The sequence below is a fragment of the Brevundimonas sp. ABV4_179 genome (assembly GCF_056311945.1).
This window is the reverse complement of record NZ_CM149976.1, coordinates 3,256,880-3,281,951: the sequence shown is the minus strand read 5'-3', so window position 1 is coordinate 3,281,951 and position 25,072 is coordinate 3,256,880. Positions and strand designations below refer to the sequence as shown.

23 protein-coding genes are annotated in these 25,072 nt (G+C 68.0%); 15 read left to right on the top strand and 8 right to left on the bottom strand.

Going from position 1 to position 25,072, the window contains the following annotated elements:
* The first annotated feature begins 11 nt into the window (after positions 1-11).
* The 4 genes from ACYX4P_RS16120 to ACYX4P_RS16105 all read left to right on the top strand — a co-directional run bounded on the left by ACYX4P_RS16120 (position 12) and on the right by ACYX4P_RS16105 (position 2,641).
* Positions 12-713: a hypothetical protein gene (locus ACYX4P_RS16120; protein ID WP_248120477.1), complete on the top strand. Its 702-nt coding sequence runs from the start codon at positions 12-14 to the stop codon at positions 711-713.
* A complete protein-coding gene (locus tag ACYX4P_RS16115; RefSeq protein WP_476070013.1) occupies positions 706-915 on the top strand; it encodes a helix-turn-helix transcriptional regulator in 210 nt (69 codons plus the stop codon). Before ACYX4P_RS16120 ends, ACYX4P_RS16115 begins: the two co-directional genes overlap by 8 nt.
* Before the next feature lie 63 nt (positions 916-978).
* Complete coding sequence (locus ACYX4P_RS16110) at positions 979-2,112, top strand: bifunctional transcriptional activator/DNA repair enzyme AdaA (protein ID WP_248120474.1); 1,134 nt, start codon at positions 979-981, stop codon at positions 2,110-2,112.
* A complete protein-coding gene (locus ACYX4P_RS16105; protein ID WP_248120472.1) occupies positions 2,096-2,641 on the top strand; it encodes a methylated-DNA--[protein]-cysteine S-methyltransferase in 546 nt (181 codons plus the stop codon). The genes ACYX4P_RS16110 and ACYX4P_RS16105 overlap by 17 nt, the downstream gene beginning before the upstream one ends.
* Here the strand turns inward: ACYX4P_RS16105 and ACYX4P_RS16100 are convergent.
* Entirely contained in the window at positions 2,638-3,450 is an 813-nt protein-coding gene (locus tag ACYX4P_RS16100) for a tetratricopeptide repeat protein (protein WP_248120470.1), read from the bottom strand. The genes ACYX4P_RS16105 and ACYX4P_RS16100 overlap by 4 nt on opposite strands.
* Before the next feature lie 209 nt (positions 3,451-3,659).
* Here ACYX4P_RS16100 and ACYX4P_RS16095 point away from each other — a divergent pair, with 209 nt between their 5' ends.
* Entirely contained in the window at positions 3,660-4,058 is a 399-nt protein-coding gene (locus ACYX4P_RS16095; RefSeq protein WP_248120468.1) for a host attachment family protein, read from the top strand.
* A gap of 57 nt (positions 4,059-4,115) precedes the next feature.
* Here the strand turns inward: ACYX4P_RS16095 and ACYX4P_RS16090 are convergent, their stop codons facing one another.
* Together ACYX4P_RS16090 and ilvA are read right to left on the bottom strand one after the other, a co-directional pair.
* Complete coding sequence (locus tag ACYX4P_RS16090; RefSeq protein WP_476070010.1) at positions 4,116-5,543, bottom strand: purple acid phosphatase family protein; 1,428 nt, start codon at positions 5,541-5,543, stop codon at positions 4,116-4,118.
* Between the two features lie 122 nt (positions 5,544-5,665).
* Complete coding sequence (ilvA, locus tag ACYX4P_RS16085; protein WP_248120457.1) at positions 5,666-7,180, bottom strand: threonine ammonia-lyase, biosynthetic; 1,515 nt, start codon at positions 7,178-7,180, stop codon at positions 5,666-5,668.
* Positions 7,181-7,391: 211 nt separating this feature from the next.
* Between ilvA and nadA the strand changes: the two genes are divergently transcribed.
* From nadA to nadC, 4 genes are read left to right on the top strand one after another with little or no spacing between them, the layout of a single operon-like run.
* A complete protein-coding gene (gene nadA / locus ACYX4P_RS16080; RefSeq protein WP_248120455.1) occupies positions 7,392-8,471 on the top strand; it encodes a quinolinate synthase NadA in 1,080 nt (359 codons plus the stop codon).
* Positions 8,472-8,525: 54 nt separating this feature from the next.
* The gene (locus ACYX4P_RS16075; RefSeq protein ID WP_292046078.1) at positions 8,526-9,389 is read left to right on the top strand and encodes a metalloprotease; all 864 of its coding nucleotides are present in this window, start codon (positions 8,526-8,528) and stop codon (positions 9,387-9,389) included.
* Positions 9,390-9,394: 5 nt separating this feature from the next.
* Complete coding sequence (locus tag ACYX4P_RS16070; protein WP_248120528.1) at positions 9,395-10,906, top strand: L-aspartate oxidase; 1,512 nt, start codon at positions 9,395-9,397, stop codon at positions 10,904-10,906.
* The gene (gene nadC / locus ACYX4P_RS16065) at positions 10,903-11,760 is read left to right on the top strand and encodes a carboxylating nicotinate-nucleotide diphosphorylase (RefSeq protein ID WP_248120450.1); all 858 of its coding nucleotides are present in this window, start codon (positions 10,903-10,905) and stop codon (positions 11,758-11,760) included. Before ACYX4P_RS16070 ends, nadC begins: the two co-directional genes overlap by 4 nt.
* A 19-nt stretch (positions 11,761-11,779) precedes the next feature.
* Here the strand turns inward: nadC and ACYX4P_RS16060 are convergent, their stop codons facing one another.
* Positions 11,780-12,880, bottom strand: coding sequence for a cell wall hydrolase (locus ACYX4P_RS16060; protein WP_292074817.1), 1,101 nt, complete (start codon positions 12,878-12,880; stop codon positions 11,780-11,782).
* A 513-nt stretch (positions 12,881-13,393) separates the two neighbouring features.
* Here ACYX4P_RS16060 and ACYX4P_RS16055 point away from each other — a divergent pair.
* Both ACYX4P_RS16055 and ACYX4P_RS16050 read left to right on the top strand, forming a co-directional pair.
* Positions 13,394-13,576: a hypothetical protein gene (locus ACYX4P_RS16055; RefSeq protein WP_248120447.1), complete on the top strand. Its 183-nt coding sequence runs from the start codon at positions 13,394-13,396 to the stop codon at positions 13,574-13,576.
* Between the two features lie 250 nt (positions 13,577-13,826).
* Entirely contained in the window at positions 13,827-14,183 is a 357-nt protein-coding gene (locus tag ACYX4P_RS16050) for a DUF6481 family protein (protein WP_248120445.1), read from the top strand.
* Positions 14,184-14,243: 60 nt separating this feature from the next.
* On the opposite strand, the gene ACYX4P_RS16045 is transcribed toward ACYX4P_RS16050, so the two are convergent.
* The gene (locus tag ACYX4P_RS16045) at positions 14,244-17,531 is read right to left on the bottom strand and encodes a PAS domain S-box protein (protein ID WP_374322560.1); all 3,288 of its coding nucleotides are present in this window, start codon (positions 17,529-17,531) and stop codon (positions 14,244-14,246) included.
* 199 nt (positions 17,532-17,730) lie between these two features.
* Here ACYX4P_RS16045 and ACYX4P_RS16040 point away from each other — a divergent pair, with 199 nt between their 5' ends.
* The 4 genes from ACYX4P_RS16040 (at position 17,731) to ACYX4P_RS16025 (ending at position 22,443) form a co-directional block, all read left to right on the top strand.
* Positions 17,731-18,909 (top strand): cell wall hydrolase, encoded by a 1,179-nt coding sequence (locus tag ACYX4P_RS16040; protein ID WP_248120441.1) that lies wholly within the window; start codon positions 17,731-17,733, stop codon positions 18,907-18,909.
* Between the two features lie 95 nt (positions 18,910-19,004).
* A complete protein-coding gene (locus ACYX4P_RS16035; protein ID WP_314135886.1) occupies positions 19,005-20,942 on the top strand; it encodes a PAS domain-containing protein in 1,938 nt (645 codons plus the stop codon).
* Positions 20,943-21,006: 64 nt separating this feature from the next.
* On the top strand, positions 21,007-21,414 hold the full coding sequence (locus ACYX4P_RS16030; protein WP_248120437.1) for a response regulator: 408 nt from the start codon (positions 21,007-21,009) through the stop codon (positions 21,412-21,414).
* A 69-nt stretch (positions 21,415-21,483) separates the two neighbouring features.
* The gene (locus ACYX4P_RS16025; protein WP_248120435.1) at positions 21,484-22,443 is read left to right on the top strand and encodes an aldo/keto reductase; all 960 of its coding nucleotides are present in this window, start codon (positions 21,484-21,486) and stop codon (positions 22,441-22,443) included.
* A 144-nt stretch (positions 22,444-22,587) separates the two neighbouring features.
* Here the strand turns inward: ACYX4P_RS16025 and trxB are convergent, their stop codons facing one another.
* From trxB to ACYX4P_RS16010, 3 genes are all read right to left on the bottom strand, one after another.
* The gene (gene trxB / locus ACYX4P_RS16020) at positions 22,588-23,595 is read right to left on the bottom strand and encodes a thioredoxin-disulfide reductase (protein ID WP_248120433.1); all 1,008 of its coding nucleotides are present in this window, start codon (positions 23,593-23,595) and stop codon (positions 22,588-22,590) included.
* A 69-nt stretch (positions 23,596-23,664) separates the two neighbouring features.
* Positions 23,665-24,651, bottom strand: a complete 987-nt coding sequence (locus ACYX4P_RS16015; RefSeq protein ID WP_248120431.1) for a mitochondrial fission ELM1 family protein — start codon at positions 24,649-24,651, stop codon at positions 23,665-23,667.
* Positions 24,648-25,070 (bottom strand): VOC family protein, encoded by a 423-nt coding sequence (locus ACYX4P_RS16010; RefSeq protein ID WP_248120430.1) that lies wholly within the window; start codon positions 25,068-25,070, stop codon positions 24,648-24,650. The genes ACYX4P_RS16015 and ACYX4P_RS16010 overlap by 4 nt, the downstream gene beginning before the upstream one ends.
* Positions 25,071-25,072: the final 2 nt, after the last annotated feature.

Below are 25,072 nucleotides of genomic sequence, written 5' to 3'. Positions count from 1 at the left end.
AGGAGGTTGCAATGACCCACAACGAAGCGGATGCCGTGCGGCGGATGACGACGCAAAGGGGGCGATGCTGGTGGAGCGGCGTCGCCCTGGCCGTCGTCGGGGGCATGGGGCTGATCGGCGGCACGGGTTTCGCCCTGCTGAACGGAACGGGCGGCGATCAGGCGACGATCGCCGGGATCGCGGCCGGGATGGGGTTCGGACTAATCCTGGTGGGCGGGCTGGCGATGTGGTGGGGCCGCCCTGGTCGCCCGCTCAATCCCGGCGCCAGCCGCGACGGCGCCCGCCGCGAAAAGCTGCAACGCGAGCGGACGCGCCAACTGGTGCTGTTTCCCTTGGTCCTGCTGCTGTTCATGTTCCAGGCGCAGATGGGGATGCAGCGAGTATTGGGGGGCGATCACAATGCGGGCGCCTATGTGCAGATCCTGTTGCCTATTCTGTACGGCTGGTTGATCCCGGTCCTGGTGATGGGGTGGGACTTGCACGCGCGGCGCAACCGCCGCCTGCTGGAGGACGAACTGACCCAGGTCATGCGGGCGAAGTCGATGATCCTGGCTTTCGTCGTGCTGATGGGCGGCGTGACCGTGGCGCTGGGCCTGGGGCTTTGGCGGGCCGATTATGGGGTGATGGCGCTGCCCTATGTGCTGGCGCTGGGCGGCGCCTCGGCGGGGTTGCGATTCGCCTGGCTGGACCGCGAGGCCGGCCGCGATGGGTGATCCACGCCTGGGCTCCAGGCTCAAGAACGTTCGCACCGCCGCCGGCTTGACGCAGCAGGGGCTGGCCGACCTGGCCGGGGTGTCGCGCAAGACCATAAATACGGTCGAGAACGGCGTCTTCATCCCGTCCACCCTGCTGGCGCTGGACTTGGCGCGGGCGCTGGAAACCACCGTGGATGCCCTATTCTTCCTGAAGGACTGATCTGATCGATCTATGTCCGAAAACCGCGAGACATCGCGCGGCGCGGCGGGCATCCTTTAGGTCATGAATACAGGTCTGGATCAGGACGCCTGCTGGCGGGCGGTGGTGGCGAGGGACGCCCGTTTCGACGGGCGGTTCTTCACCGGCGTCGTCTCGACCGGCATCTACTGCCGTCCGGTCTGCCCGGCGCGCACGCCCAAGCGCGAGAATGTGGTCTTTCACCCGACGGCGGCGGCGGCCGAGGCGTCGGGCCTTCGGGCCTGTCTGCGCTGCCGGCCCGAGACGGCGCCGGACTTCGCCGGCTGGCGGGGCGAGACGCCGCGCGGGGGCGCCTGGCGCGGCACCGCGAATACGGTCAGCCGCGCGTTGGCCCTGATCGAGGCGGGGGCGCTGGACGCCGGCGACACGGAGGCCCTGGCCGCGCGGTTGGGGCTAGGCGAGCGGCAACTGCGACGCCTGTTCCGCCAGCACCTGGGCGCCGCGCCGGTCAGCGTGGCCCAGACCCGGCGCGTGCTTCTAGCCAAACAGCTGATCCACGAGACCGACCTGTCGATGGCCGATGTGGCCCTGGCGGCAGGTTTCGGCAGCGTGCGGCGTTTCAACGAGACGTTTCAGGCCCTGTATGGCCGGGCGCCGTCGGACCTGCGGCGACGCAAGACTGGCGGCGAAGTCGGGGGCGAGGCGGGCGGGGCGATCAGGCTCGGTCTGACCTATCGCCCGCCCTATGACTGGCCGGCCATGATGGGCGCGCTGGCGACGCGCCGGGCGGCGGACGAAACGGTGGTGAACGGCGTTTGGACGCGACGGCTGCGTGCAGCGGTGGATGGCGCGGACGGATCGGTGACGCTGCGCCCCGCCGCCAACGGTAAGGCGGAGGTCCAGGCCCGTATCGGCGCGCTGAAGGCCCTGCCGGGCGTTCTGGCCCGCGTGCGGCGCGTGTTCGACCTTGCCGCCGACCCAGAGGCGATCGCGCGTGATCTGTCGGCCGATTCCCTCCTGCAGCCTTTGCTTCAGGTGCGGCCGGGGCTTAGGCCCGCAGGAGACTGGATCGACGTGGGCGAGGATGCGCCCAGCGACCGATTGGTGACGCGCGACGGCGATCTGCTGGCGCGCGCGGAGCGGTGGCGGCCGTGGCGGGCCTACGGCGCCCTCTACTGGACCCTGAGCAAGGAGCTTCGACATGACCGGACAGGCTGAGATGGCCCACGCGCATCCGCTGATCCTGACGCTGGACCGGCTGGCGTCGCCGGTCGGCGAGGTGATGGTCGTGACCGACGCTGACGGTGCGGTTCGAGCATTGGATTTCCACGACTACGAGCCACGGCTGCGGCGATTGCTGACCCGACACTATGACGCGGTCGTGCTGAGCGAAGGTCGGGCGCCGCAGCCGGTGCGCGAGGCCGTCGACGCCTGGTTCGGCGGCGAGCTGACCGCCTTCGACGGGCTAGAGGTCCGCACCGGCGGCACCGTGTTTCAGCGCGCGGTCTGGCGGGCTCTGCGCGACATCCCCGCCGGCGAGACCCGCACCTATGGCCAACTGGCGGCCGCCATCGGCGCGCCAAAGGCCGTCCGGGCGGTGGGCCTGGCGAACGGCGCCAATCCCGTCGGCGTCATCGTGCCCTGCCACCGCGTGATCGGCGCGAACGGCGCCTTGACCGGCTATGCGGGCGGCCTCGAACGCAAACGCTGGCTGCTGGCCCACGAAGCGGGCGGTCGGTTGCTCTAGCGGGTTGGGCGCGCCGACGTCGACGACAGAGGCGCGACCACCTGGGGCGCGGCAGGCGCAGCGCCAGCTTTCAGTTGGGAGATATATTCCAACTCGCGCTTGGCGTTTGCGTCGTCGGGGTCGATCTGCAGCGCGGCCTCGTAGGCGGCCTTGGCCTCATCCAACCGGCCCAGTTCGATCAGGCTGAAGCCCCGCCGACGATGGAACGGGCCGCGATGCAGGACCATCATGACGTCGTTGTCGGCCAGGGCGGCGTCCGACAGGGCCAACGCCTCGTCCCACCGGCCCAGCCCCTGAAGGGCGGCGGCCTTTTCGACGAGCAGCAACCAGTTCTTGGGTTGCGCCTTCAGTACACGATCCAGATAGGCGACCCCTTCCTCATACCGCCGCGCTTCGACCGCGTCCGAGGCGAGCATAAGAGCTATGTCGCCATACACGTTCGGCAGGGCGGTCGCGCCCTTGGCGGCGCCATCTTTCTGCGCCGTGGCCGACAGTGCGATCATCATGACCACCACATCGCCAGGATCGGTCAGTCGGACGATATTCTGACCATCCTGCTCGGCGACCTGGCCATAGTCGGCCGGCATCCGATCCAGCGCCTGGCGCAGCGCCGGAAGATGGCGCGCAAGGCCGGGATAGCCCCGACGCTGAAACTCGCCGTTGGCCCGTATGAACAGATCGTGGTCCTGACGTTCCTGCCGCGTCATTTGCGGCGAGGCGGCCGCGACAGCTGGAGCAAGCGCCGTCGCTGGTCTGGTCGCCATGGCGACTGTCGAAAGCGCCAGCGTCGCGACGAAAATCTTCAACATGGCGATCCGTCCCTCGTTTGGTCACAGTCTAATCACAACCTCCGGTCGCTGACGAGGTCCCCTTACGTGGTTGCTACGCGGCATTCGGAAGCCGACCCCAGCGCGAATGTCTTGACGCCTTGTCGTGCGACATCGTGCGTGACACGCCAAGGCAACGGCACAGGCTCCGGTTCGTTACCTCCAGCCCGAAAGAGACTGGAGAACCGACGATGAAACTTTCCAATGGCGCGCTGGTGGCGGTGCTGGACGGCGAGAAGCTGGCTCTGTTCAAGAACACGAATGGTTCCGACATCACCCTGGTCCCGCTGGAGAACCCGCCCATCGCCGACCGGGTGTCCGGCTCGGCCGGGCGGCGCTCCAACGAAGCCAATCCCGACAACGACACCCAGGCCGAGGACGGCTTCGCCATGGGCGTGGCCGAGGTGCTGAACAAATGGTCGGTCACCAACAAGATCGATGAACTGCTGGTGATCGCCGCGCCCAAGACGCTGGGCGAACTGCGCAAGCATTGGCACAAGGATTTGCAGGGCAAGCTGGTCGGTGAGATCGCCAAGGATCTGACCGGCCATTCCAGTGACCAGATCGCGGCCGCCATCGAAAAGGCTTGATGCTTCCGATCCGATGACCATGCAGAGAGGGGGGGCGCAAGCGCCCCCTTTTTGTCGTCAGTCCTTGATTTCGGCGGTGCAGGGCCGGCCGTCTGGACCGGCGACGCCGTCGCAACGGCGGGCGGCGGGCAGTGCTTCGTCCGTTTCGACCAAACGATTGCGACCATCCGCCCCGCGCCTCAGGGAAAAGGCGTCGTAAAGATCGCCGTCGGCGGTGAAGGCCCGGAAGGCGATGTGGTCGTCGGCGACGTCGATGACCTGATAGAGTTCGGTATTCTCGGCGGCGCGAACCGGCTGCACGTCGGCGCGGTCGTTCAGCCCATACATTTTGGAGCCGACCACCGATACCAGATAGACCGGCCCCGCCGGCTGTCCCGCATCCGAGGCCGCGCGAGAGGCCGCGGCGCCGCCCTCGTTGGAAACGCGGGCGTAGCAGTGGTCGTGGCCCTGCAGGACCAAATCCACCTTGTGACGTTCGAAGATCGGCTTCCAGGCGGCCTTCAGGGCGGTGGTGTCGTTCGGCCGCGCGCAGGTGAAGATCGGCTGGTGCATCAGGACGATGGTCCAGCGCGCCATGCTTTCGGACAGCACGCGCTCCAGCCAAACGGTTTGGCTGTCAAGCGTGCCGAGGTCGAGAGCCGAGGTGCCGTCCAGCACCACGAACCGCGCGCCCTGGAAATCGAAGACGTAGGAGGTCGACTCGGCGCCCCGCGCGCCATTGGCGGGCAGGGCGTGGTGAGGCGTCCAGCCCGGACCCAGTTCGCGGGTCTCCGAACCGTCGGCGGCGGCGGCGTCGCGGTATTCGTGGTTTCCGGCGGCCACGGCCTGAGGGATCATGGCGAAGGCGTAGCCGCCTGCTTCGGTCCATTCGCCGTATTCGTCGTCGTTCACCTTGGTCTCGCGCTGGGCCACCTGGTCGCCGGCGTGGACGGCCAGGGCGACCGGGCCGGACGACAGGAAGGCCTGACGAATGACGCGCGACCCAATCTCAAGGATGTCGTTCTGCGTGTCGCCGAAATAGAGGAAGCGGAACGGCGCCGGCTCGGCCTTGGCGGTGGTGAAGGGCAGCCATTCCGACCAGCCATCGGCGGCCTTGACCCGATAGACATAGCGGGCGCCCGGCGTCAGGTCGGTAAAGCGGACATGGTGGTGGTTGGCTGGGCCGTTCTCGGCCGTCGCGGCGATTGTTTTTCCCGCCACGGTGCGGGCCGCGTGGTCCAGCAAGGGGCCGGCGATGTCCAGAGCGATCTGGGCTTGCGCGCTGGTCTGGCGTGTGTCGGTGCGCCAGGCGACGGCCATTTCGCGCGCGGCGTCCGCGCCGGGCGACAGAACGATCCGGTCGGCCCAGCCCTTGGCGGCGTAGCGGCCGTTCGGCGCCTGGGTCGGCGGGGGCAGGGGATCGGGATCGGGCGGCGCGACCACCTGGGCCTGGGCCGCGCCCGCGCCGATGAGCGCGCACAGCGCGATGGTCGAAAACAGTCGCATGGCGGTCCCCCGGATCGATCCGGGCCAGCTAGAGGCGCTGGATGTCGGGTCGGCGACGAAGATGCGACGGTTTCGTCATCATCGCTCCTTGCCCATGCGACGCATCGTCGCCTTCCGGTCCCTCAGACGCCGTCCAGGAACAGGCGGCAGGCGGGATTGTCGGTCTCCTCGACATAGGGATAGCCCAGGTCAGCCAGGGCGGCCGCGAACCGATCCTGATCCTGCGGCGGCACGCTGATCCCGGCCAGCACCCGGCCCACGTCGTCGCCGTGGTTGCGATAGTGAAACAGGGTCAGGGCCCAGGCGGGTTGCAGGCTGTTCAGGAACCGCAGGAAGGCGCCGGGCCGTTCGGGGAACTGGAAGCGCAGGATGCGCTCGTGCGGCAGCCCCACGGTGCGACCGCCGACCATATATCGGACGTGCAGCTTGGCGGTCTCGTTGTCGCTCATGTCCTCGACGGCGTAGCCGCCCGAACGCAGGGCGGCGATCAGGTCGTCACGCTCGTGCGGGCCGTTCCTCAGCGCCACCCCGACGAAGATCTGCGCCTGGCCATCGCCGGACCAGCGATAGTTGAACTCGGTCACCGACCGGCCGTCCAGACTGTTCAGGAAGCGGCGATAGTCGTCGCGGTCGTCCCTCATCGCCACGGCCAAAAGGGCCTCGGCGCCTTCGCCGATCTCTGCCCGTTCGGCGACGTAACGCAATCGGTCGAAGTTGACGTTGGCGCCCGAGTTGATGGCGATCAGCGAGCCATCCCCCGGGTTGGCGGCCGCCCAGGCCTTCAGCCCGGCCAAGGCCACCGCGCCGGAGGGTTCGGCGATGGCGCGGCTGTCATCGAAGATGTCCTTGATCGCCGCGCAGATGGCGTCGGTGTCCACCAGTACGATCTCGTCGAGCAGGGTCTTGCACAGCGAGAAGGTCTGGTCGCCCACGCGACGCACCGCGACCCCGTCGGCGAACAGGCCGACCTCGTTCAAGGTCACGACCTGGCCCGCGTCCAGGGCGGACTTCATGGTGGGCGCATCGACCGGCTCTACCCCGATGACGCGGGTTTCGGGCCGCAGGAATTTGACGATGGCGGCGACGCCGGCCGCCAGACCGCCGCCGCCGATGGGCACGAAGACGGCCTGGATCGGATCGGCGTGCTGACGAGCGATCTCCAGTCCCACCGTGCCTTGGCCGGCGATGACGTCGGGATCGTCGAACGGATGAATGAAGACCGCGCCGGTCTGCTGCTCCAGTAGGCGCGCATGGGCGTAGGCGGCGTCGAAACTGTCGCCATGCAGCACGACCTCGCCGCCCAGCGCCCGGACGGCGGCGACCTTGATGCCGGGCGTGGTGGTCGGCATGACGATGGTCGCTTGCGTCTCGCGACGCGCCGCCGCCAGGGCCACGCCTTGCGCGTGATTGCCGGCCGAGGCGCAGATGACGCCGCGCGCCAGTTCGCTTTCGGACAGGCCGGCGATCTTGTTGTAGGCGCCGCGGATCTTGAACGAGAAGACAGGCTGCAGGTCCTCGCGCTTCAACAGGACGGGCCGCTGCATCCGCGCCGAGAGGCGACTCAAAGGGTCGAGCGGGGTCTCCTCCGCCACGTCATAGACACGGGCGGTCAGGATGCGGCGAATGGTGTCCTGCATGGAAATATCGAAAAGACGCTGAGGTCGGAAACGAAACGGGCCTTCGTCTAGGCGATAGCGGCGCTTTTGGGAAAGGTTTTTGCGCTTTGTCCCTATCGCGAAACGCGCTTCCGCCTCGCCGACGTCGGTTTCCTCTTGCGCGCGGCCCCTATCGGCCTACATTGGTTCCGCTTATGCTAACTTTGAGCATAAGGGTAGGGAGAAGGCGGTCATGGCGGACGGCGTGTTCGGTCTGACGAAGGATCTGGAACGGGAGACCGACGGGGTGTGGGCCAAGGTCAAGGACCACGTGACCCCCCTGGAGTGGCCCGAGCAGGCGCGGCTGATCAGCGAGATCAATCGGCTGAAGCGCGAGCGCGACGCCGTGATCCTGGCCCACAACTATATGACGCCGGAAATCTTTCATGGGGTCGGCGACTACGTGGGCGACAGCCTGGGCCTGGCCAAGGAGGCCGCGCGATCGGACGCCAGAGTGATCGTCCAGGCGGGCGTCCACTTCATGGCCGAGACGTCGAAGATCCTATCTCCCGAGAAGACCGTGTTGATCCCGGACCTCAAGGCCGGCTGTTCGCTGGCCTCGTCGATCACGGGGGCGGACGTGCGGCTGATCAAGCAGCGCTATCCCGACCTGCCGGTCATCACCTATGTCAATACGACGGCCGAGGTGAAGGCCGAGACCGACATCTGCTGCACCAGCGCCAACGCGGTTCAGGTGGTGGAATGGGCGGCGAAGGAATGGGGCGTGAACCGTGTCATCCTGATCCCCGACGAGTTCCTGGCCCGCAACGTGGCGGCCCAGACGACAGTCGGGATCATCGCCTGGAAGGGCCATTGCGAGGTGCACAAGCGCTTCACCGTCCAGGACATCGCGGACATGCGCGACGCCTGGCCGGACGCCGAGGTTCTGGCCCATCCTGAATGCCCGGAAGAGATTTTGGCGGCCTCGGACTTCGCCGGATCGACGGCGGCCATGACCGACTATGTCGAGCAGCGCCGGCCCAAGCGCGTGGTGTTGATCACCGAATGCTCGATGGCGTCCAACATCAAGGGCGACGTGCCCAGCGTCGAGTTCGTCGGTCCCTGCAATTTGTGCCCGCACATGAAGCGGATCACGTTGCGGAACATCCACGACTGCCTGGTGAACCTGCAATTCGAAGTGACCGTGCCCGAGGAGATGATCGAGCGCGGGCGTCTGGCCGTCCAGCGGATGATCGACCTGCCGCCGCCCGCCGTTCCAGCTCGTTACGACATCGTAAAGGCGCGTCATCACGTGGATGTGGAGCTGATCTGAGGCGCGGCGTTCGGTCCCGGCGACGGACCCGACGCGCGCGCCCATCTGGACGCCATGAGCGACATCGACACCACACCCCGCACCCGCACACCTGGCCCCTGGGACGTCCAACCGTCCCAGCACACCGAAACGCCGCGCGCTTCCGACGCTGCGGCCCCCGGCGCCGACCAGCCGGTCGAAAAGGACCAGAGTCTGGTCTGGGCCTTGGCCTCCACCGCCCTGATGGGCGGCTTCCTGTGGTGGATCACGGGCAGCGCCGTCGTCGCCGGGGCCGTGCTGATCGGCCTGTTCGTCCATGAGGCGGGCCACGCCCTGGTCATGAACCGGCTCGGCATGGGGCCGGCGCGCATCTACATCATTCCGTTCCTCGGCGGTCTGGCCAAGGCCCGACGTGAGCCCAAGAGCGAGTGGCACGGCGTTCTGGTGTCGCTGGCCGGGCCAGCGTTCGGTCTTCTGGCCATGATCCCGTTCATGGGCGTGGGCCTGGTTCTCGGTCGGCCCGAATGGCTGGCCGGCGCCTTCTTCATCGCCCTGCTGAACCTGGTGAACTTGGTTCCCGCCCCGCCGCTGGACGGATCAAAAGCGCTGGGGCCGGTGCTGACGCGGGTGCATCCCCGGTTGGAGCAGGGGGTGCTGCTGGTGATCGGCGTCGCGGTGGTCTGGTGGGGGCTGTCGACGGGCCGGTTCATCCTGGCCGCCTTCCTGGCGCTGTCGGTCTTTTCGCACATGAAGCGCGGCGTGTGGCGCACGGCCTGGGGCACGCTGAACTGGCCCGAGGCGGGCAAGAGCCTGGCCCTCTATCTTCTGACCCTGGCGGTGTGCGCGGCGGCAACGGTCGGCGCCCTGTTGCCGGTGACGGAGGGCGACGCGGCGGGCGCGATGCGTCTGGGGCTGAGCTATCTTGGGATCGGACGGTGAACCGGATGCGACATAACGGGCCGTTGATCGTCGGCGCGGGCCTGGCGGGACTGTCGGCGGCGCTGGAGGCGGCGCGGGCGGGCGTCAGGGTTCTGGTGATCACGCCAGAGCCGCTGCTGAACGGATGTTCCTCGGCTTGGGCGCAGGGCGGAATGGCCGCCGCCCTGACCGCCGTCGATTCTCCCGAACGCCACGCCCGGGACACGGAGGCGGCGGGTGCAGGCCTGGTAGAAGCGGAAGCAGCGCGCGCCCTGACCCGCGTGGGACGTCAGACGGTGGAATGGCTGGCCGCACTTGGCGCACCGTTCGACCGCGAGGCGGACGGCGGTTTCGTCGTCAGTCTGGAGGCCGCCCATTCCACCCCGCGCGTGGCGCGGGTCGGCGGCGACGGCGCTGGGCGCGCCATACTGTCGGCCGTCGTCGCGGCGGTGCGAGCGGAAAAACGGATCGAGGTCTGGGACGATGGCCGGCTTAAAGCCCTGACGCAGGACGCCGATGGGCGGGTCGTCGGCGCCGTTATCGCGCGCGGACCGAACGTTCGTCTGGTCGAGATCACCGCGACGGCGGTGGTGCTGGCCACCGGCGGGGCGGGCGGCCTGTTCGCCGCCACTACCACGCCTTCGGGCCTGAAGGGCGAGGGGATGGCCCTGGCCGCTTTGGCGGGGGCGGCGATTCTCGATCCCGAGTTCGTGCAGTTTCATCCCACCGCCATCGACGTGGGCCTGGACCCGGCGCCGCTGGCGACCGAGGCTTTGCGCGGCGAAGGCGCGCGGCTGATCGACGGCGAGGGGCGGTTCCTGCTGGGTGAGGCGGACGACGCCGACCTGAAACCGCGCGACGTTGTGGCGCGCGCGGTTCACGCGGCGCGGAGCGAGGGGCGCGGCGCCTATCTGGATGCGCGCGCCGCAATCGGGCAGGAGTTCCCTCACGCCTTTCCCGCCGTGTTCGCCGCCTGTATGCGCGCCGGTCTGGACCCGCGCCTTAGCCCCATCCCCGTGATGGCCGCCTGCCACTATCATATGGGGGGGGTCGCCGCCGACGCGGACGGGCGTACGACAACGCCCGGCCTGTTCGCCGTGGGCGAATGCGCCGCGACGGGCGTGCATGGCGGCAATCGCCTGGCGTCCAACTCCCTGCTGGAAGCCGCCGCCTTCGGGCGTCGGGCAGGTAAGGCCGCAGCCGGCGAGACGGGTGGGGGGCGGCCGCTGGCGGTTCAGATCGCGTCCGATCTGCCGGAAGACGGCTTGGCGAAACTGCGGGGCGCCATGACGGCCTATGCGGGCGTGGTGCGGACGGCCGAGGGGCTGGCGACGTTGATCGACCTGATCGACCGGCTTCGGGCCGCGCACGGTCCCGCGGCGTCCTTGCTGGCCGCGCGGCTGATCGCTCAGGCCGCGCTGGACCGGCGCGAGAGCCGAGGCGGCCATTATCGCGCCGACCATCCCGAAACGGCGGTGGAGGCCGTTCATACCCGCGTGCGGCTGGCGCACCCGGCGGCGCTGGAGGCGGCGGAATGAGACGATTGCCCGACATCCTGATCGAGCCGGTCGTGCGTCTGGCCCTGGCCGAAGACTTGGGTCGGGCAGGCGACGTCACCGCCATGTCCTGCATCCCGGAGGATGCGCGGATGACCGCGGCCTTCGTCTCGCGCAAGTCCGGCGTTCTGGCGGGGGTGGATGCGGTGCGTCTGGCTGTCCTCGCGCTCGATCCCCAGGCCCGGATCGACGTGCGCCTGACCGATGGCGACGCCCTGTCGCCGGGCGCTGTTTTGGCGGTGGTCGAAGCGAACGCGCGGGGCTTCCTGTCCGCCGAACGCACGGCGCTGAACCTGGTGGGGAGGCTGTCGGGCGTGGCCACCCTGACGCAGGCCTATGTCCAGGCGGTCAAGGGCACGGGGGCGCGCATCGCCGATACCCGCAAGACCACACCCGGCCTGCGCGCGCTGGAGAAGCACGCGGTGGCCTGCGGCGGGGGGATGAACCATCGCTTCGGTCTGGATGACGCCATCCTGATCAAGGACAACCACGTCGCCGTCTGCGGTGGCGTAGCCGAGGCGGTGCGCCGCGCGCGGGCCTTTGCGCCGCATCTGATGAAGGTCGAGGTCGAGGTCGACGGCCTGGATCAGTTGGACGATGTCCTAGACTTGATCGATGAGGGCGCCGCGCCGGACGTCGTCATGCTGGATAACTTCAGCCTGGCCAACCTTCGCACGGCGGTGAGCCGCGTCGCCGGCCGCATCGTGCTGGAGGCCTCGGGCGGCGTCGATCTGACCACGGTGCGAGCCATCGCCGAGACGGGCGTTGACGTCATCTCGGTGGGGGCTCTAACCCATTCGGCGCCGGTGCTGGATATCGGTCTGGACGCGCTGTGAGCCGCGCCGCCGCCGCCAATCAGGCGGGGCTGGCGGCCGTTTCGGCCATCTCGGCCTTGGTGGCCGTCTCGGCGGGGCGGGCAGGGCGCGCGGCTGGCGATGCGGCGCCGGTCGTGCGAGCGACGGCTTGGGCCGAAGTCTGCGTCGGGGTTTGAGCGGTCGCTGAGCGCGACTGGGGCGTGGCTCCGTGGGCCGTCGGGACGCTGAGCCCCTCCTGCGCCAGAACGAGCGAATAGGCCACGGCCTGCCCGGCCTGACGGGCCGTCTCGACGGGGTTCAGGCTGGCCTGGACCAGACGCGGACGTTCGGCCTCGGTCGACGGACGGGCGGCGTAGGTGAAGGCGTTGCCGCCGCCCGAACGCCCGCCGAAGCGATAGAACAGATGGCTCCCGACCTGGCTGACCTGCACCAGCGACGAACGCCAGCCGGGCGCGACATTGGTGGTGTGGAAATGGGTGGCGTTGCCGACGCGGGCGAAGACCGAACCGGACAGGGCGCTGGAGGCGACAGAACGCGCGCGGGTCCAGGCCGAGGCGTTGACCCGGCCGCGCATCACGCCGGAGCAGGTGAAGGAGAACTGGCATCCGCTGCTGCGCGCGGCGCCCTGGAACACCACGCCGCAAATGGTCTTGGGGAAGGCCGGATGGCGAACGCGGTTCAGAACCACCTGGGCCACGGCCTTCATGCCGTCAGACCCTTCGCCGCGCGCTTCGTAATAGACGGCTTGCGTCAGGCAATCCAGATCGCGGCTGGCGTCCAGCGCGTGGTCCATGCGGAAGGGTCGGGCGGGGTCGGGCGCCGTCAGGCTGGCGCGACGAAGACTGGAACCGTCCGAGGCGCGAAGCTGTTCAAGACGAGCGGCCAGCAATTCGGATTGGCGGTCACGCTGGGCGGACCCGGCGCTGGTATAGGGATCGTGCCGACGTGCAATGGTCAGGGCGCTGGCGTCCAGGCCGCCTGCTGCGGCGGCCAGGGCTTCTTCGGTGAAGCCGGCTGCGGTGGCGCCTTGAATCCGTTCGGCCTGGGCGCGCAGCGTCGTCGCGCGCGCAGCCGTACCGCCAAGATAGGCGCATCCGATCGCCAGACCCACCAGACCCCCGATTGCTGCGGCGGCCGTCATGGGCTTCATCCTGGCCACACGATCGGCGCGCAGAAGGGCGCGCGTCTGCGAGGAATGCGACAACGAGGTAGTCCTGTTCAGCAGGGCGAGAAACGCGGCCCCCGGGGTAGTCTTGCCGGCCAGGCGACACTTTCGGTCGCTTTCCAGCCTGCAGAATCCGGCGCTCGGCTCACTGGCCCGGGCGTCGAGGACGGGCCTATAGCCAGTCTTTTATGGCCGCAATGTGGTCGATTCGCAATCGGGCTGTTAAGGGACAGAAGCGCCTAGGTATTTTTCAGCAGTCGCCGACGATGTGGCCAAAAACGGACGATTAGGGTGAAATCAATGTCGTCAATACTGTATTGTTTTCTGTGATAACTTTGTCATAAATGGGCGTAGTTGATGTCGATGACTAAAGGTTCGGGCTGATGCGGTTGTGAAATGTGACCGGTCAGGTAATGCGCGACTGAAGGCGAGCCGCTGGAACCGCGAAGCCGGATTCGGCGTTCAAGCGTGGCTTTTGGAGACACGCCCATGAAAATCGCCATCACCGCCGCTGCCGTCTTGGGAACCCTGGCCCTGGCCGCCTGCGGAACCACCATCGAACAGAAGGCCGCCAGCGGCGCGGTCGCGGGCGCCGTGGTCGGCGGCCCTGTCGGCGCAGCCGTCGGGGGCGCGGCCGGCACAGTGGTCGGCCAGTCGCAGAAGCCGCGCTAAGCCCTGAAAAGGCGGGTCTGCCGGGCGGCGGCGCTTGTCGTCCGGCAGAAGCTTCCTGCCTGCATGGCGGTGTTGCGGCGAGGACGCCACCGCCAATCGAATCTTGGCGGCCGTCGATTTCATCGCCGCGAACCTTGATTTTCGCCCGCATATCGGCTTTGTGCGCCCCGCTTCGGGCCGCGCGTTTTCTTCGCCGCCTGACCCCCGACGGCCGCTCCTGGCCGCTCACAAGGAACCCTGACGCTTTCGCATGAAAGATCTGAAGACCGGATTCTCCGACCGTATCTCCGCCCAGCAGGACGCCAAGAAGGCGCTGCTCGCCAAGTTCAAGCCCAAGGCCGCCGCGCCTGATCCCGAGTTCGAAAAGCTGGCCGAGAAGCGGGCCGCCGAAAAGGAAGCCCTGCGCCAGCAGCACGAACTGGCCAAGGCCGAGCTGCGTCGCGAAAAGGCCGAGAAGGAAGCCGCTCGCATCGCCGCCGAACTCGCCGCTCAGGAAGAGATCGACGCCGAGAAGCGCGCGGACCGCAAGGCCCGCAAGCAACTGACCAAGGAAGAGCAGAAGGCCAAGCGCGACGCCCGCTACGCCGCCCGAAAGGCGCGCCGCTAAAGATCGGCTTTTCGAATGATCGACGCGCCGCAGGCTCTGCGGCGCGTTTTTCTTTGCGGGTCAGCCGACAGGCGCGGCGGTCAATTGTTCCAGCAGGCCGCGAAGCTGGTCCGAGGAATAGGGTTTCCGAAGCAGCGGCCAAGGCGTGTCGGCCAGCACCTCGTCCACATCGTCGCCGACGTAACCCGACACCAGGGCGATCCGCATCTCGGGCCAGGATCGGGCTGCGACGCGCGCCAGATCGACGCCGCTCATCCCGCCGGGCATCACGACGTCCGTCAGCATCATGTCGAACGCGGCCTGATCCAGCGCGCGCAGCGCCTCTTGGCCATCTTCCGCCAGATCGACGTCCAGCCCCAGTTCCTCAAGGATTTCCAGCGCCACCGCCGCCACGCCTGGATCGTCCTCGACCAGCAGCAGTCGGCCGCCCTCGATGCGGCTGGCGTGCGTCTCGACAGGCGCGCCTTCGACGGCCAGGTCGTCGCGCGACAGCGCCGGCAGATAGAGCCGGATTTCCGCCCCCTGACCCGGCGCCGAGACGATCTGGGCCCCGCCGCCTGACTGCCGCGCGAAGCCATAGACCTGGCTTAGACCCAGGCCGGTGCCCTTGCCGACACCCTTGGTGGTGAAGAACGGTTCGAACACGCGGTCCACGATGTCAGGCGACATCCCTTCGCCGTTGTCGATCACCGCGACGCAGACATAACGGCCAGGGGCCAGTTCGGCGACTTCGCCGGCCGCGACCTGGGCCTCGCGCGTCTGCACGGTGATGTGCGCCCCGCCGCGCCCCTTGTGTCCGGTCACGTCGCCCAGGGCGTCGCGGGCGTTGACGATCAGATTCAGCAGGGCCGCCTCGAACTGGGCGGGATCGACATTGGCGAGCGCCCCGCCGCGCTTCAGCTTGACCTTGAAGTCCACCGCCTCGCCGACCGCGCGCCGCCACAACGGTTCTCCCTCGCGGATTAGGGCGTTCAGGTCGATGGGCTCGGGCCGCAGCGCCTGGCGTCGCGAGAAGGCCAGCAGTTGGTGCGTCAGGCTCTCGCCCCGGCGGGCGGCGGCCAGGGCGGCCTCGCCCAGCTTCCTGCGCTTGGCCGGATCGTCGCTGCGCAAAATGATGTCCAGTGCGCCGATCACCACGGTCAGAAGGTTGTTGAAGTCGTGCGCCACCCCGCCGGTCAGACGCCCGACCGCCTCCATCCGTTGGGCGTGCATCAGCTGGGCCTCGGCCTGGGCCTTTTCGATCAGCGCCTCGTCGACCCGTTCCTCCAGCAATTCGTTGATCCGCTTCAGGTCGTCCTCGGCCCGCTTGGCGTCGGTCACGTCCAGACAGGCCCCGACATAGCCCTGGAACAGGCCGGACGCGTCGAAGCGCGGCACCCCCTCGGTGCGCAGCCAGCGCAGGCCCAGCGACGGATGCTGCACCCGCGTCAGGGCCTCGAACCGATCCCGCGCCTCGAAGGCGCGCATGAAGGCGGCCGAGAAGACCGTCTCGTCGTCGCCATGCACCAGGCGCCGCCAGCTGTCCGGCAGATGGGTCTGGCCTTCCACGCCGAAGAAGGTGCGGTAGCGCCGATTGGCGAAGATCAGCTGGGCCGCGTCGTCGCTCATCCAGATCAGGGCAGGCGCGCTGTCCGCGACGGTGCGGAAGCGGTTTTCGGATTCCTCAAGCCTGGCCTGGGCCGCGCGGGTCTCTGTCACGTCGAAGGCCACCCCGACGAAACCGATCACTTCCGAGCCGCAGAGACGCGGGCGCGAGAACGACTTCAGCCAGCGCCATTGGCCGTCATGTCGGCGATAGCGGGCCTCCAGGGAAAAGGGCGCGCGCGACGCCTCGCCGGCGACGGACTCGGCCAAGATGCGCGCCTGATCGTCAGGGTGGATCGCCACGCGCCAGTCCAGGTCGCGCGCTGTCTCGTAGTCTGCGCCATGGAAGTCGACATAGGTCTGGTTGACGAAGGTGCGGCGCCCGTCCTGGCCCGTCACCCAGATCAGAACGGGGGCGGTGTCGGCGATAACGCGGAACCGCTGCTCGCTCTCGCGGGTCTCGTGCTCGGCGCGGGCGCGTTCGACCTCGGCCCAGGTCCGCGCGGCGACCTCCTCGACCAGGCTGACCTGCGCCTCGGTCCAGGCGCGCGGCTGTGAGGCGTGGACGTAAAGGAAGCCGCGCAGTCGCCCGTTGCGGATCAGGGGCGCGCGGATCAACGCGCGGGTCTGGATGGCGTCGAAGGCGTCGGCGGAGTCGGCGGTGCGGGGGTCCTGGCGAACATCCTCGATCTGGATGGTGCGGCCCTCGGAAAGGTCTGCGATCAATTCTGGGCCGAAGGCGTCCAGGGCGAACTGGCCTTGGGCGCTGGCGACGCCGGCGGTCCAGTCGCGGCTCATGGTTACGACGCCGGCCGCTTGATCGATCTCCCCATAGCCGACCCGCTCGGCGTCCAGCAGGCCGCCCAGGGCGTTCTCGACCTGCCCCATGATCTCTTCTGGATCGGTCTGGTCACGCAGTCGGTCGCTGAGGCCCAGCAAGAAGGCGTGGCGACGCTCGGCCCGCGCCGAGGCCTCCAGCGCCGCGTGGCTGTCGGTCACGTCGAAGGCGATCCCGGTGTGGCCGAGAAACCGATCCTGATCGTCGAAACGCGGGCGCGCGATGGCGCGCATCCAGCGCCAGTCGTCGTTCGTTCCGCGTACGCGGACCTCGAATTCGTAGGGTTGGCAAGTCTTGGCGGCCTCGGCCTCCAAGAGGTCGATCCTCTTCAAATCGTCTGGGTGTATGGCCTGCCGCCAGCCGCCTTCAGCCAGCGCCGTCTGATCCAGACCATGCAGTTTCAGGACGGCGGCGTTGGCGAATTGGAACGCGCCATCGGCGTTGCGCAGCCAGATGGGCGCGGGCGTGGTGTCCGCCAACTGTCGAAACCGGGTCTCGCTCTCGCTGATCCGCAGCAAGGCGCCGCGCAGGGCCGCGCTGACGGCGGCGATGAAGAGACCGACCATGATGAAGTTGACCGTGGCCACCAGACCGATCGCGCTCAGCACGCCGTCCTTGCCCGTGGCGGTCACGCCCAGAATGACCCAGCCTCCGCCTATACAGATCACCAGCGCGACCAAGGCTGCGGTCCAGCCGCCCGCCAGCGCCGCGAGGCTGACCGCCGGCAGCAGAATGGTGAAGCCGGTGAGTTCGCCATAGATCACCGACAGCGCCGCACGCGCGATCAGGGCCGCCGCCGCGAAACCGCCGCCGATCATCACACGCCCAGCGACGGAGGGGGTCGACAACTGGGCCAGTCCGACCAGCCACCGGTCGGCGGCCCTTATGCGCCACGACGACGCCTTGTCGTCCCTGGTTTTACGCATCCCCGGTCCCGTCTCGATCAGGCGAACTGACCACAGCTTTACACCCTGCGTCGTCACCGGCCACCCCATCTTGAACCGCGCCGGCCGATACACGACGTAACGGCGGTCGCCGTGTCGCCGGAAATTGGTCTAGGTTTGTCGTTAAAGGCGCGAACCTCTGGCGCTTGGCGACGTTGTCGAACGCCCTGTCGGACCCTGAATGACCCTGCCGCTCTGGAAGACGATGTTTAAGACGCTGCGGCGTTCGGCGGCGGCCCTGCCAGCGGCGGGCGCGGTGCTGGGCGTCGCCATGGCGGCCGGCTCCAGCGTTCGCCCCGACGCGGACCGCACGGCCGAGGCGGTGTCGCGCATCACTGGCGGCGACCTTGGGGTGGACGGGCTGGCGGCGATCAAGGCGCGGCTTACCCCCGCGCAGCTGGCCGAGGCCATGCGGCACGATCCCAATCTTCTGCAGCCGGCGCTCTACGGTCTGACGCCAGGATGGGAAAGCCTGACCCTGGCCGGCAAGCCAGGGCTGGAGCCTGGCAAGAGTGGTCTGGAGGCCCAGCGTCTCAACGCCGCCATGGCCCCGGTATCCGGCGCGTTGCGCCCGGCCCAGCCCTTCGTCTTCAAGGGCAGCGCCGAGGATCGCCGCCGGGCCCTGCGCTGCCTGACCCAGGCGGTCTATTTCGAGGCGGCGCTCGAGCCGGACAGCGGCCAGGCCGGGGTGGCCCAGGTCGTCCTGAACCGGGTGCGTGATCCCAACTACGCCAACACCGTTTGCGGCGTGGTGTTCGAGGGGGCCGAGCGGACCACGGGATGCCAGTTCAGCTTCACCTGCGACGGCTCCCTGGCTCAGGCGCCGGTCGCCTGGGCGTGGGATCGGGCGCGTCGTGTGGCGGAAAAGGCGCTGGACGGCGCTGTCGCGCAGCAGGTCGGCACCGCCACCCACTATCACGCCGACTATGTGCATCCCTGGTGGGCGCCGACGGTCGCCAAGGTCACGCAGATCGGAGCGCATATCTTCTATCGCTGGAAGGGCGTCTATGGCGAGACCGCCGCCTTCCGCAACGTCTACAAGGGACGCGAGCCGGCCATCGACGAGGCGCGCTTCTCGCGCCCGCGCACGGTCATGGCGGCCGGCGCCGCGACCGGCGGACCCGACCCCGACGCTCCGGCCTCTGCGGCCAAGGACGCGCCAATCCGGACCGTCGAGATCGACGGCCAGCAACGGGTGGTCGGCGTGGCCAGTCTGGGCGGTCGGCGCCTGCCGACCCGCGATGAGGTCGCCGCCATCAACGCCCGCCTGACCGCCTTGGAACGCCCGAAAACCACGACGCCTGCGCCCGCCGGCGTTACGACGATGGATGTGGAGGAAGTCGGACGGCCGACGAACTGAAAAGCCGGCTTGCAACGCTTTGTCGGGTCGAGGCATTGAGGCACTTACGAAAAACGCACCAGGCCCTTTCAGGCCCGGCCTGAAAGGACGCCGCGTTGAACCACCCAGAAGTCGAGTGTTCCCGGTGGGACGAGGCGGATCGCTTGGCGGCGCTGAACAGATACGGGGTGCTGGACACCACGCCTGAGGCCGCATTCGACGATCTGGCCAATCTGGCGGCGCGTCTGTGCGACGCGCCCATGGCCGCCGTCAGCCTGGTGGACGCCGAGCGGCAGTGGTTCAAGGCCGAGGTCGGCCTGGGCCTTCCGCAGACGCCGCGTCCCGTTTCCTTTTGCGCCCACGCCATGCTCGGCGATCAGCCGCTGATCGTGACCGACGCCGAACAGGACGGTCGCTTCGCCGACAATCCGCTGGTCACGGGCGCGCCCCACATCCGCTTCTACGCCGGCTATCCGCTGAAGTCGCCAGAGGGGGCGCCCCTGGGCGCGCTGTGCGTGCTGGATCACCGGCCGCGCCCAGAGGGGCTGACCGAACTTCAGGCCACGGCCATGCGGACTCTGGCGGCCCAGGTCATGACCCAGCTGGAGCTGCGCCGCGCCCTGTTGGACCGAGACCGCAGCGAGAAAACGGCTCAGCTGGCTATCGAGGCCTCGGCCTATGTCGGCTCATGGGACTGGGATATCGCTTCGAACCGTGTGGTCGCCGACGAGCGGTTCGCGCGCATGTACGGTGTCGACCCCGTCGCCGCCCGCGACGGCGCTCCGATCGAGGTGTTTCGCGGCAGCGTCCATCCCGACGATGCTGATCGGCTGGGTCAGGACATCCAGCGCGGTCTCGACGACGAAGGGATCTTCATCAGCGAATACCGGCTGGTCGTGGACGGCCAGGAACGGTGGGTGCTGGCGCGCGGTCAGGTCGAGTACGACCGCTCCGGCGCAGCCGTACGCCTGCCCGGCGTCGCCGTCGACATCACCAAGCGCAAGCAGATCGAGACCGATCTGGCCGCGACGACGCGGGCGCTAAGCGAAAGCGAAACCCGTTTCCGCATCCTGGCCGACGCCATGCCGCAGATGGTCTGGTCGACCCTGCCAGACGGTTTCCACGACTACTACAACGCCCGCTGGTACGAGTTCACCGGCGTCCCGGTCGGCTCGACGGACGGCGAGGGCTGGAACGACATCTTCCATCCCGAAGACCAGCAGCGGGCCTGGACGGTCTGGCGCCATTCCTTGGCGACCGGCGATCCCTATGAGATCGAGTACAGGCTGAAACACCACAGCGGCGCCTATCGCTGGACGCTGGGCCGCGCCGTAGCCATCCACGACGACGAGGGGCGGATCACCCGCTGGTTCGGCACCTGCACCGACATCGACGAGCTGAAACGGCTGGAGCAGGGGCGCGAGCTGGTCAGCCAGGAGCTGAGCCACCGCATCAAGAACATCTTCGCCGTCGTGGCGGCTCTGGTCGCCCTGTCTGCGCGCCAGTATCCGGAGGCCAAGGCTTTTTCGGCCTCGCTGCGCACGCGCATCGCCGCCCTAGCGCGCGCGCACGAGTTTGTTCGCCCCCACACCGAAACGTCCAGGACGACGATCGGCGCCACGACCCTGCACACCTTCCTGGCGGACTTGTTCAGAGCCTATGCCGACGAGGTTGGCCTGCCGCGCGTCATCATCGACGGGGACGATGCGGTGTTCGACGACCAGGCGGCGACATCCGTCGCCCTGCTGTTCCACGAACTGGCCACCAACGCCGCAAAATACGGAGCCCTGTCCGACAAGGCCGGGACCGTGCTGCTGAACACGACCAGAGACGAGGATCGCTTCATCCTGACCTGGACCGAGCGCGATGGTCCGCGTGTCGAGGGACCGCCGACACGCTCGGGCTTCGGATCGTCGCTGGCGACACTGTCGGTGCAGGGGCAGTTGGGCGGCAAGCTGGATCGGCAATGGAACCCGGACGGGTTGAAGGTCATCGTGGATTTGCCCGCCACCGCCCTGTCGCGCCGCCGAGCCGCGATCTCGGGCGGGCTATAACTTTTCATTGAAACCCATCCTTCTAAACCGCGTTACGTACGCCAACGATCAAACCTTCCCCGCCATGACCGCTCGCATTCTCATCATCGAAGACGAAGCCCTCGTGGCCATGGAACTCCGCTTTGTGCTGGAGGACCTGGGACACGACGTGATCGGCGTGGCCGCCACCGCCAAGGCCGCGCGCGACATCGCCCGCGAGAACGATGTCGATCTGGCCCTTGTCGACATCCATCTGTCTGACGGTGCGACCGGCATCGATCTGGGCCGCGAACTGGGCCAGGACATGGGCGTCAGCGTCCTGTTCATGACGGCCAATCCGGGCATGGTGCGCAACGGCGTCGCGGGCACCATCGGCGTCCTGTCCAAACCGACCGATGAGCGCGCGGTTCAGACCGGCGTGGACTATGCTCTTCGCCGCCGTCAGGGGCAGCCGACCGATTACGCGCCGCCGGGTCTTCAACTGTTCGGCTGATAAACTCATAGGCGGTTGCGGCGGCTCCTCCGCCCCCTATGTCCAAGGCTCCCCGAAATGGAGCCTCCCATGAACAATCTCGCAAAACGTCCCTTGGGCGGCAGTGGTCTGGATGTCGCGCCTCTCGTCTTTGGCGGCAATGTCTTTGGCTGGACGGCGGACAAGGCGACATCGTTCGCCTTGCTTGATGCGTTCATGGGGGCCGGTTTCGACGCCATCGACACGGCCGACGCCTATTCGCGCTGGGTTCCCGGTCACTCGGGCGGCGAAAGCGAGACCATCATCGGGGAATGGCTGCACGCGCGCGGCAATCGCGAGGCGGTCAAGATCTTCACCAAGGTGGGCTCCGACATGGGGCAAGGCCGCAAAGACCTGTCCCCCGCCTGGATCGAGAAGGCGGTCGAGGACAGTTTGCGTCGGCTCCAGACCGACTACATCGATCTGTACCAAACCCACTGGCCCGACCCGGACACGCCACAGGAGGAAACGCTGCGTGCGCTCGACAGTCTGGTGCAGGCGGGCAAGGTGCGGGTCATCGGCACATCCAACCACACGGCCGAACAGGTCGCTGAGGCGCTGTCGATATCCGAACGCGAGGGACTGGCCGCCTACGCCTCGCTCCAGCCACACTACAACCTCTATAGCCGCAACACCTTCGAAGGGGCGCTGCAGGATCTGGCGGTTCAGAAGGGGCTTGGCGTCATCACTTACTTCAGCCTGGAAAGCGGCTTCCTGACCGGCAAATACAAGACCGTCGACCAGATCGCCGGGGCCAAGCGAGAGAGCGCGCTGCAGGACAAGTTCGACGAGCGCGGCGTGCGCATTCTGGCCGTTCTGGACGCCATCGCCCAAAAGAACGAGGCCACCCCCGCTCAGGTGGCCTTGGCCTGGCTTCTCGCGCAGCCAGGCGTCACCGCTCCGATCGTCAGCGCCACCACGCTGGAGCAACTGTCCGATACGCTAAAGGCCGCGACCCTGGCGCTGTCGGACGAGGATGTGGCGGAACTGACAGAGGCTTCGGCTTCTTAAGCCGCGCGCGCCCATTCAAATCCGTCATCCCCGAGCTATCCCGAGGATCCATACGCCCGGTGTCGGAGAGTGCGAACCGTCTTCGACGGAGGCTATGGATCCTAGGCGCAGGGCCTAGGAGGACGGATCTTTTTGGGTTGCGGCCTACCAGACGCCGATCTTCTCGGCCTCGGCGTGGCTGATGGGGTGGTTGGCCTTGGCGTGGTCTTCCTCGGCCAGGAAGCGGCTGGCCTCAAGGGCGGCCATGCACCCCATGCCGGCGGCGGTGACCGCCTGGCGATAGACGTCGTCGGTGACGTCGCCGGCGGCCCAGACGCCTTCGATAGCAGTGGAGGCTGTTCCGGGCTTGACGCGCAGATATCCGCCCGAGTTCGTCTCAAGCTGACCCTTGAACAACTCCGACGACGGGGCGTGGCCGATGGCGATGAAGACGCCGTCCGCCGGGATTTCACGGGTCGCGCCATCCTTGACGTTCTTCAGGCGCACGCCGGTGACGTTCCTGGCCATGCCGTCGACGACGCCCACGATCTCTTCGATGGCCACGTTCCAGATCACCTCGACCTTGGGGTTGGCGAACAGGCGGTCCTGCAGGATCTTCTCGGCGCGGAACTCTTCACGGCGGTGAACGACCGTGACCTTGGAGGCGAAGTTGGTCAGGAACAGCGCCTCTTCGACGGCCGTGTTGCCGCCACCGACCACGACCACTTCCTTGCCGCGATAGAAGAAGCCGTCGCAGGTGGCGCAGGCGGAAACGCCGAACCCCTGATAGGCGGCCTCGCTCTCCAGACCCAGCCATTTGGCCTGCGCCCCGGTGGAGATGATGACCGTCTCGGCCAGGATTTCCTCACCGCTGTCCAGCGTCAGGCGGAACGGACGCTGCGACAGGTCCGCAGAGGTGACGATGTCGTGGATGACCTCGGTCCCCACGTGCAGGGCCTGGGCCTGCATCTGCTCCATCAGCCACGGGCCCTGAATGGTGTCGGCGAAGCCGGGATAGTTCTCGACGTCGGTGGTGATGGTCAGCTGGCCGCCGGGCTGGATGCCGGCGATGACGACGGGGTTCAGCGACGCGCGGGCGGCGTAGATGGCGGCGGTCCAGCCGGCGGGGCCGGATCCGATGATGGCGACGCGAACGGTACGAGCTTGGGTCATGACGCCTATTTAGGCGGTGATTCCCGTTTGCGCGATGGCGGTCATGACGGATGACGACGAAGCGTCGCCTTATCGCGCCCGCATCGCCTCCAGAACCGCCCGCGCCGCGCGGTCGGTTTCGGCCAGCGCCTCATAGGTCCAGCTATCCAGCGTCCCGTCCAAGGGGCGGGTCGCGCCGCGCGATTGAAGGTCGTCATGCAGGCGGGCGAACTTGCCGCCGGACTTCAGCGGGATCATCGGCAGGATGTGGACCGGCTTGCCGGTCGAGGCGGCCTCGGCGGCCATGTTGGCGCTGTCCTCGGTGACCAGGATATGGTCGGCGAAGTGCAGGAAGCCGAACAGGGGATTGTCGCCGCTCCCGTCCCAGATCCAGCCGGGCAAATCTGACAGGCGCGCGGCCAGGGCCGCCTTGGCCGTCTCGGGCGTGCGGCGCGAGAAGGTCAGCATCAGCGAACCGCCCGACGCCCGAACGGCCGCCGCGATCCGGTCGGCCAGGTCGGCGGCGTGTTCGGCGGGCAGGTCGAACGCCTTGGACTTGCCGCCGATCAGGACCGCGACGCGCGGATGGGGCAGGGGGGCGATGCGGTCGGCGAAGGCAGGTGCGGCTTCGGCGATGCGTTCAGCCGTTATGCGGTGGGGCGAGCCGGTGATTTCGAAGACATTGTCGCCCGAGAGGCCGTCATGGGCGGGGGCGATGATCATGTCGTAGCGGTGGTTCGCCCAACGCGGATCCTGGGTCTGGACGACGAATGTCTTGCCCGCGCTCCAGGTCTTAACCCTCGTTGACAGGGGCAGGGTCGCGCGGCCCGTCGCGATCCACAGATCGGGCCAGGGCGCGGCGATCGGATCGGACGCGGGGTCCAGCATCGCCGCCGTCTTCAAGGCGGAGGGCAGGCGGTCGAAGACGGGCCGCCAGCGGATATGTTTGATGGTGATTTCGGCGGGGGTCAGCCGCTTGACGGCCTCGGCCAGACCCAGGGCCTGGTTCTCGATCCCGGCGCGGCCGTCCGAGACGACCCAGATGCTTAGAGGGCTGGGGGACGGAATGGGGGTCACGCCCCGGTCACGTCGGCCCGCACCCAGGTCATGGCCTCGATCTTGTTGCCGTCAGGATCGCGCAGGAATGCAGCGTAGTATCCAGGCGCATATTCAGGACGAAAACCGGGCGCGCCCGCATCATGGCCGCCCGCCGCCAGACCTTGGGCATGGAAGCGATCGACGGCCTGTCGGTCCGGCGCGGCGAAACAAACATGGGCGCCATTGCCGGCCGACGCGGCTCCATGATCCTGAGGGACGGACGCCCAGAACTCGGGAAAGGCGCGGCCATAGGCCACACCCATCGGGTGTTCCATCACCCGCCCAATGCTCAGCGCGTCGAAGACCGCGTCATAGAAGACGCCAGCCCTGGCCAGGTCCGTGACGCCCACCGAAACATGCGACACCAGGGGCGGGCGTGTTTCGGCGGCGTCGGTCATGG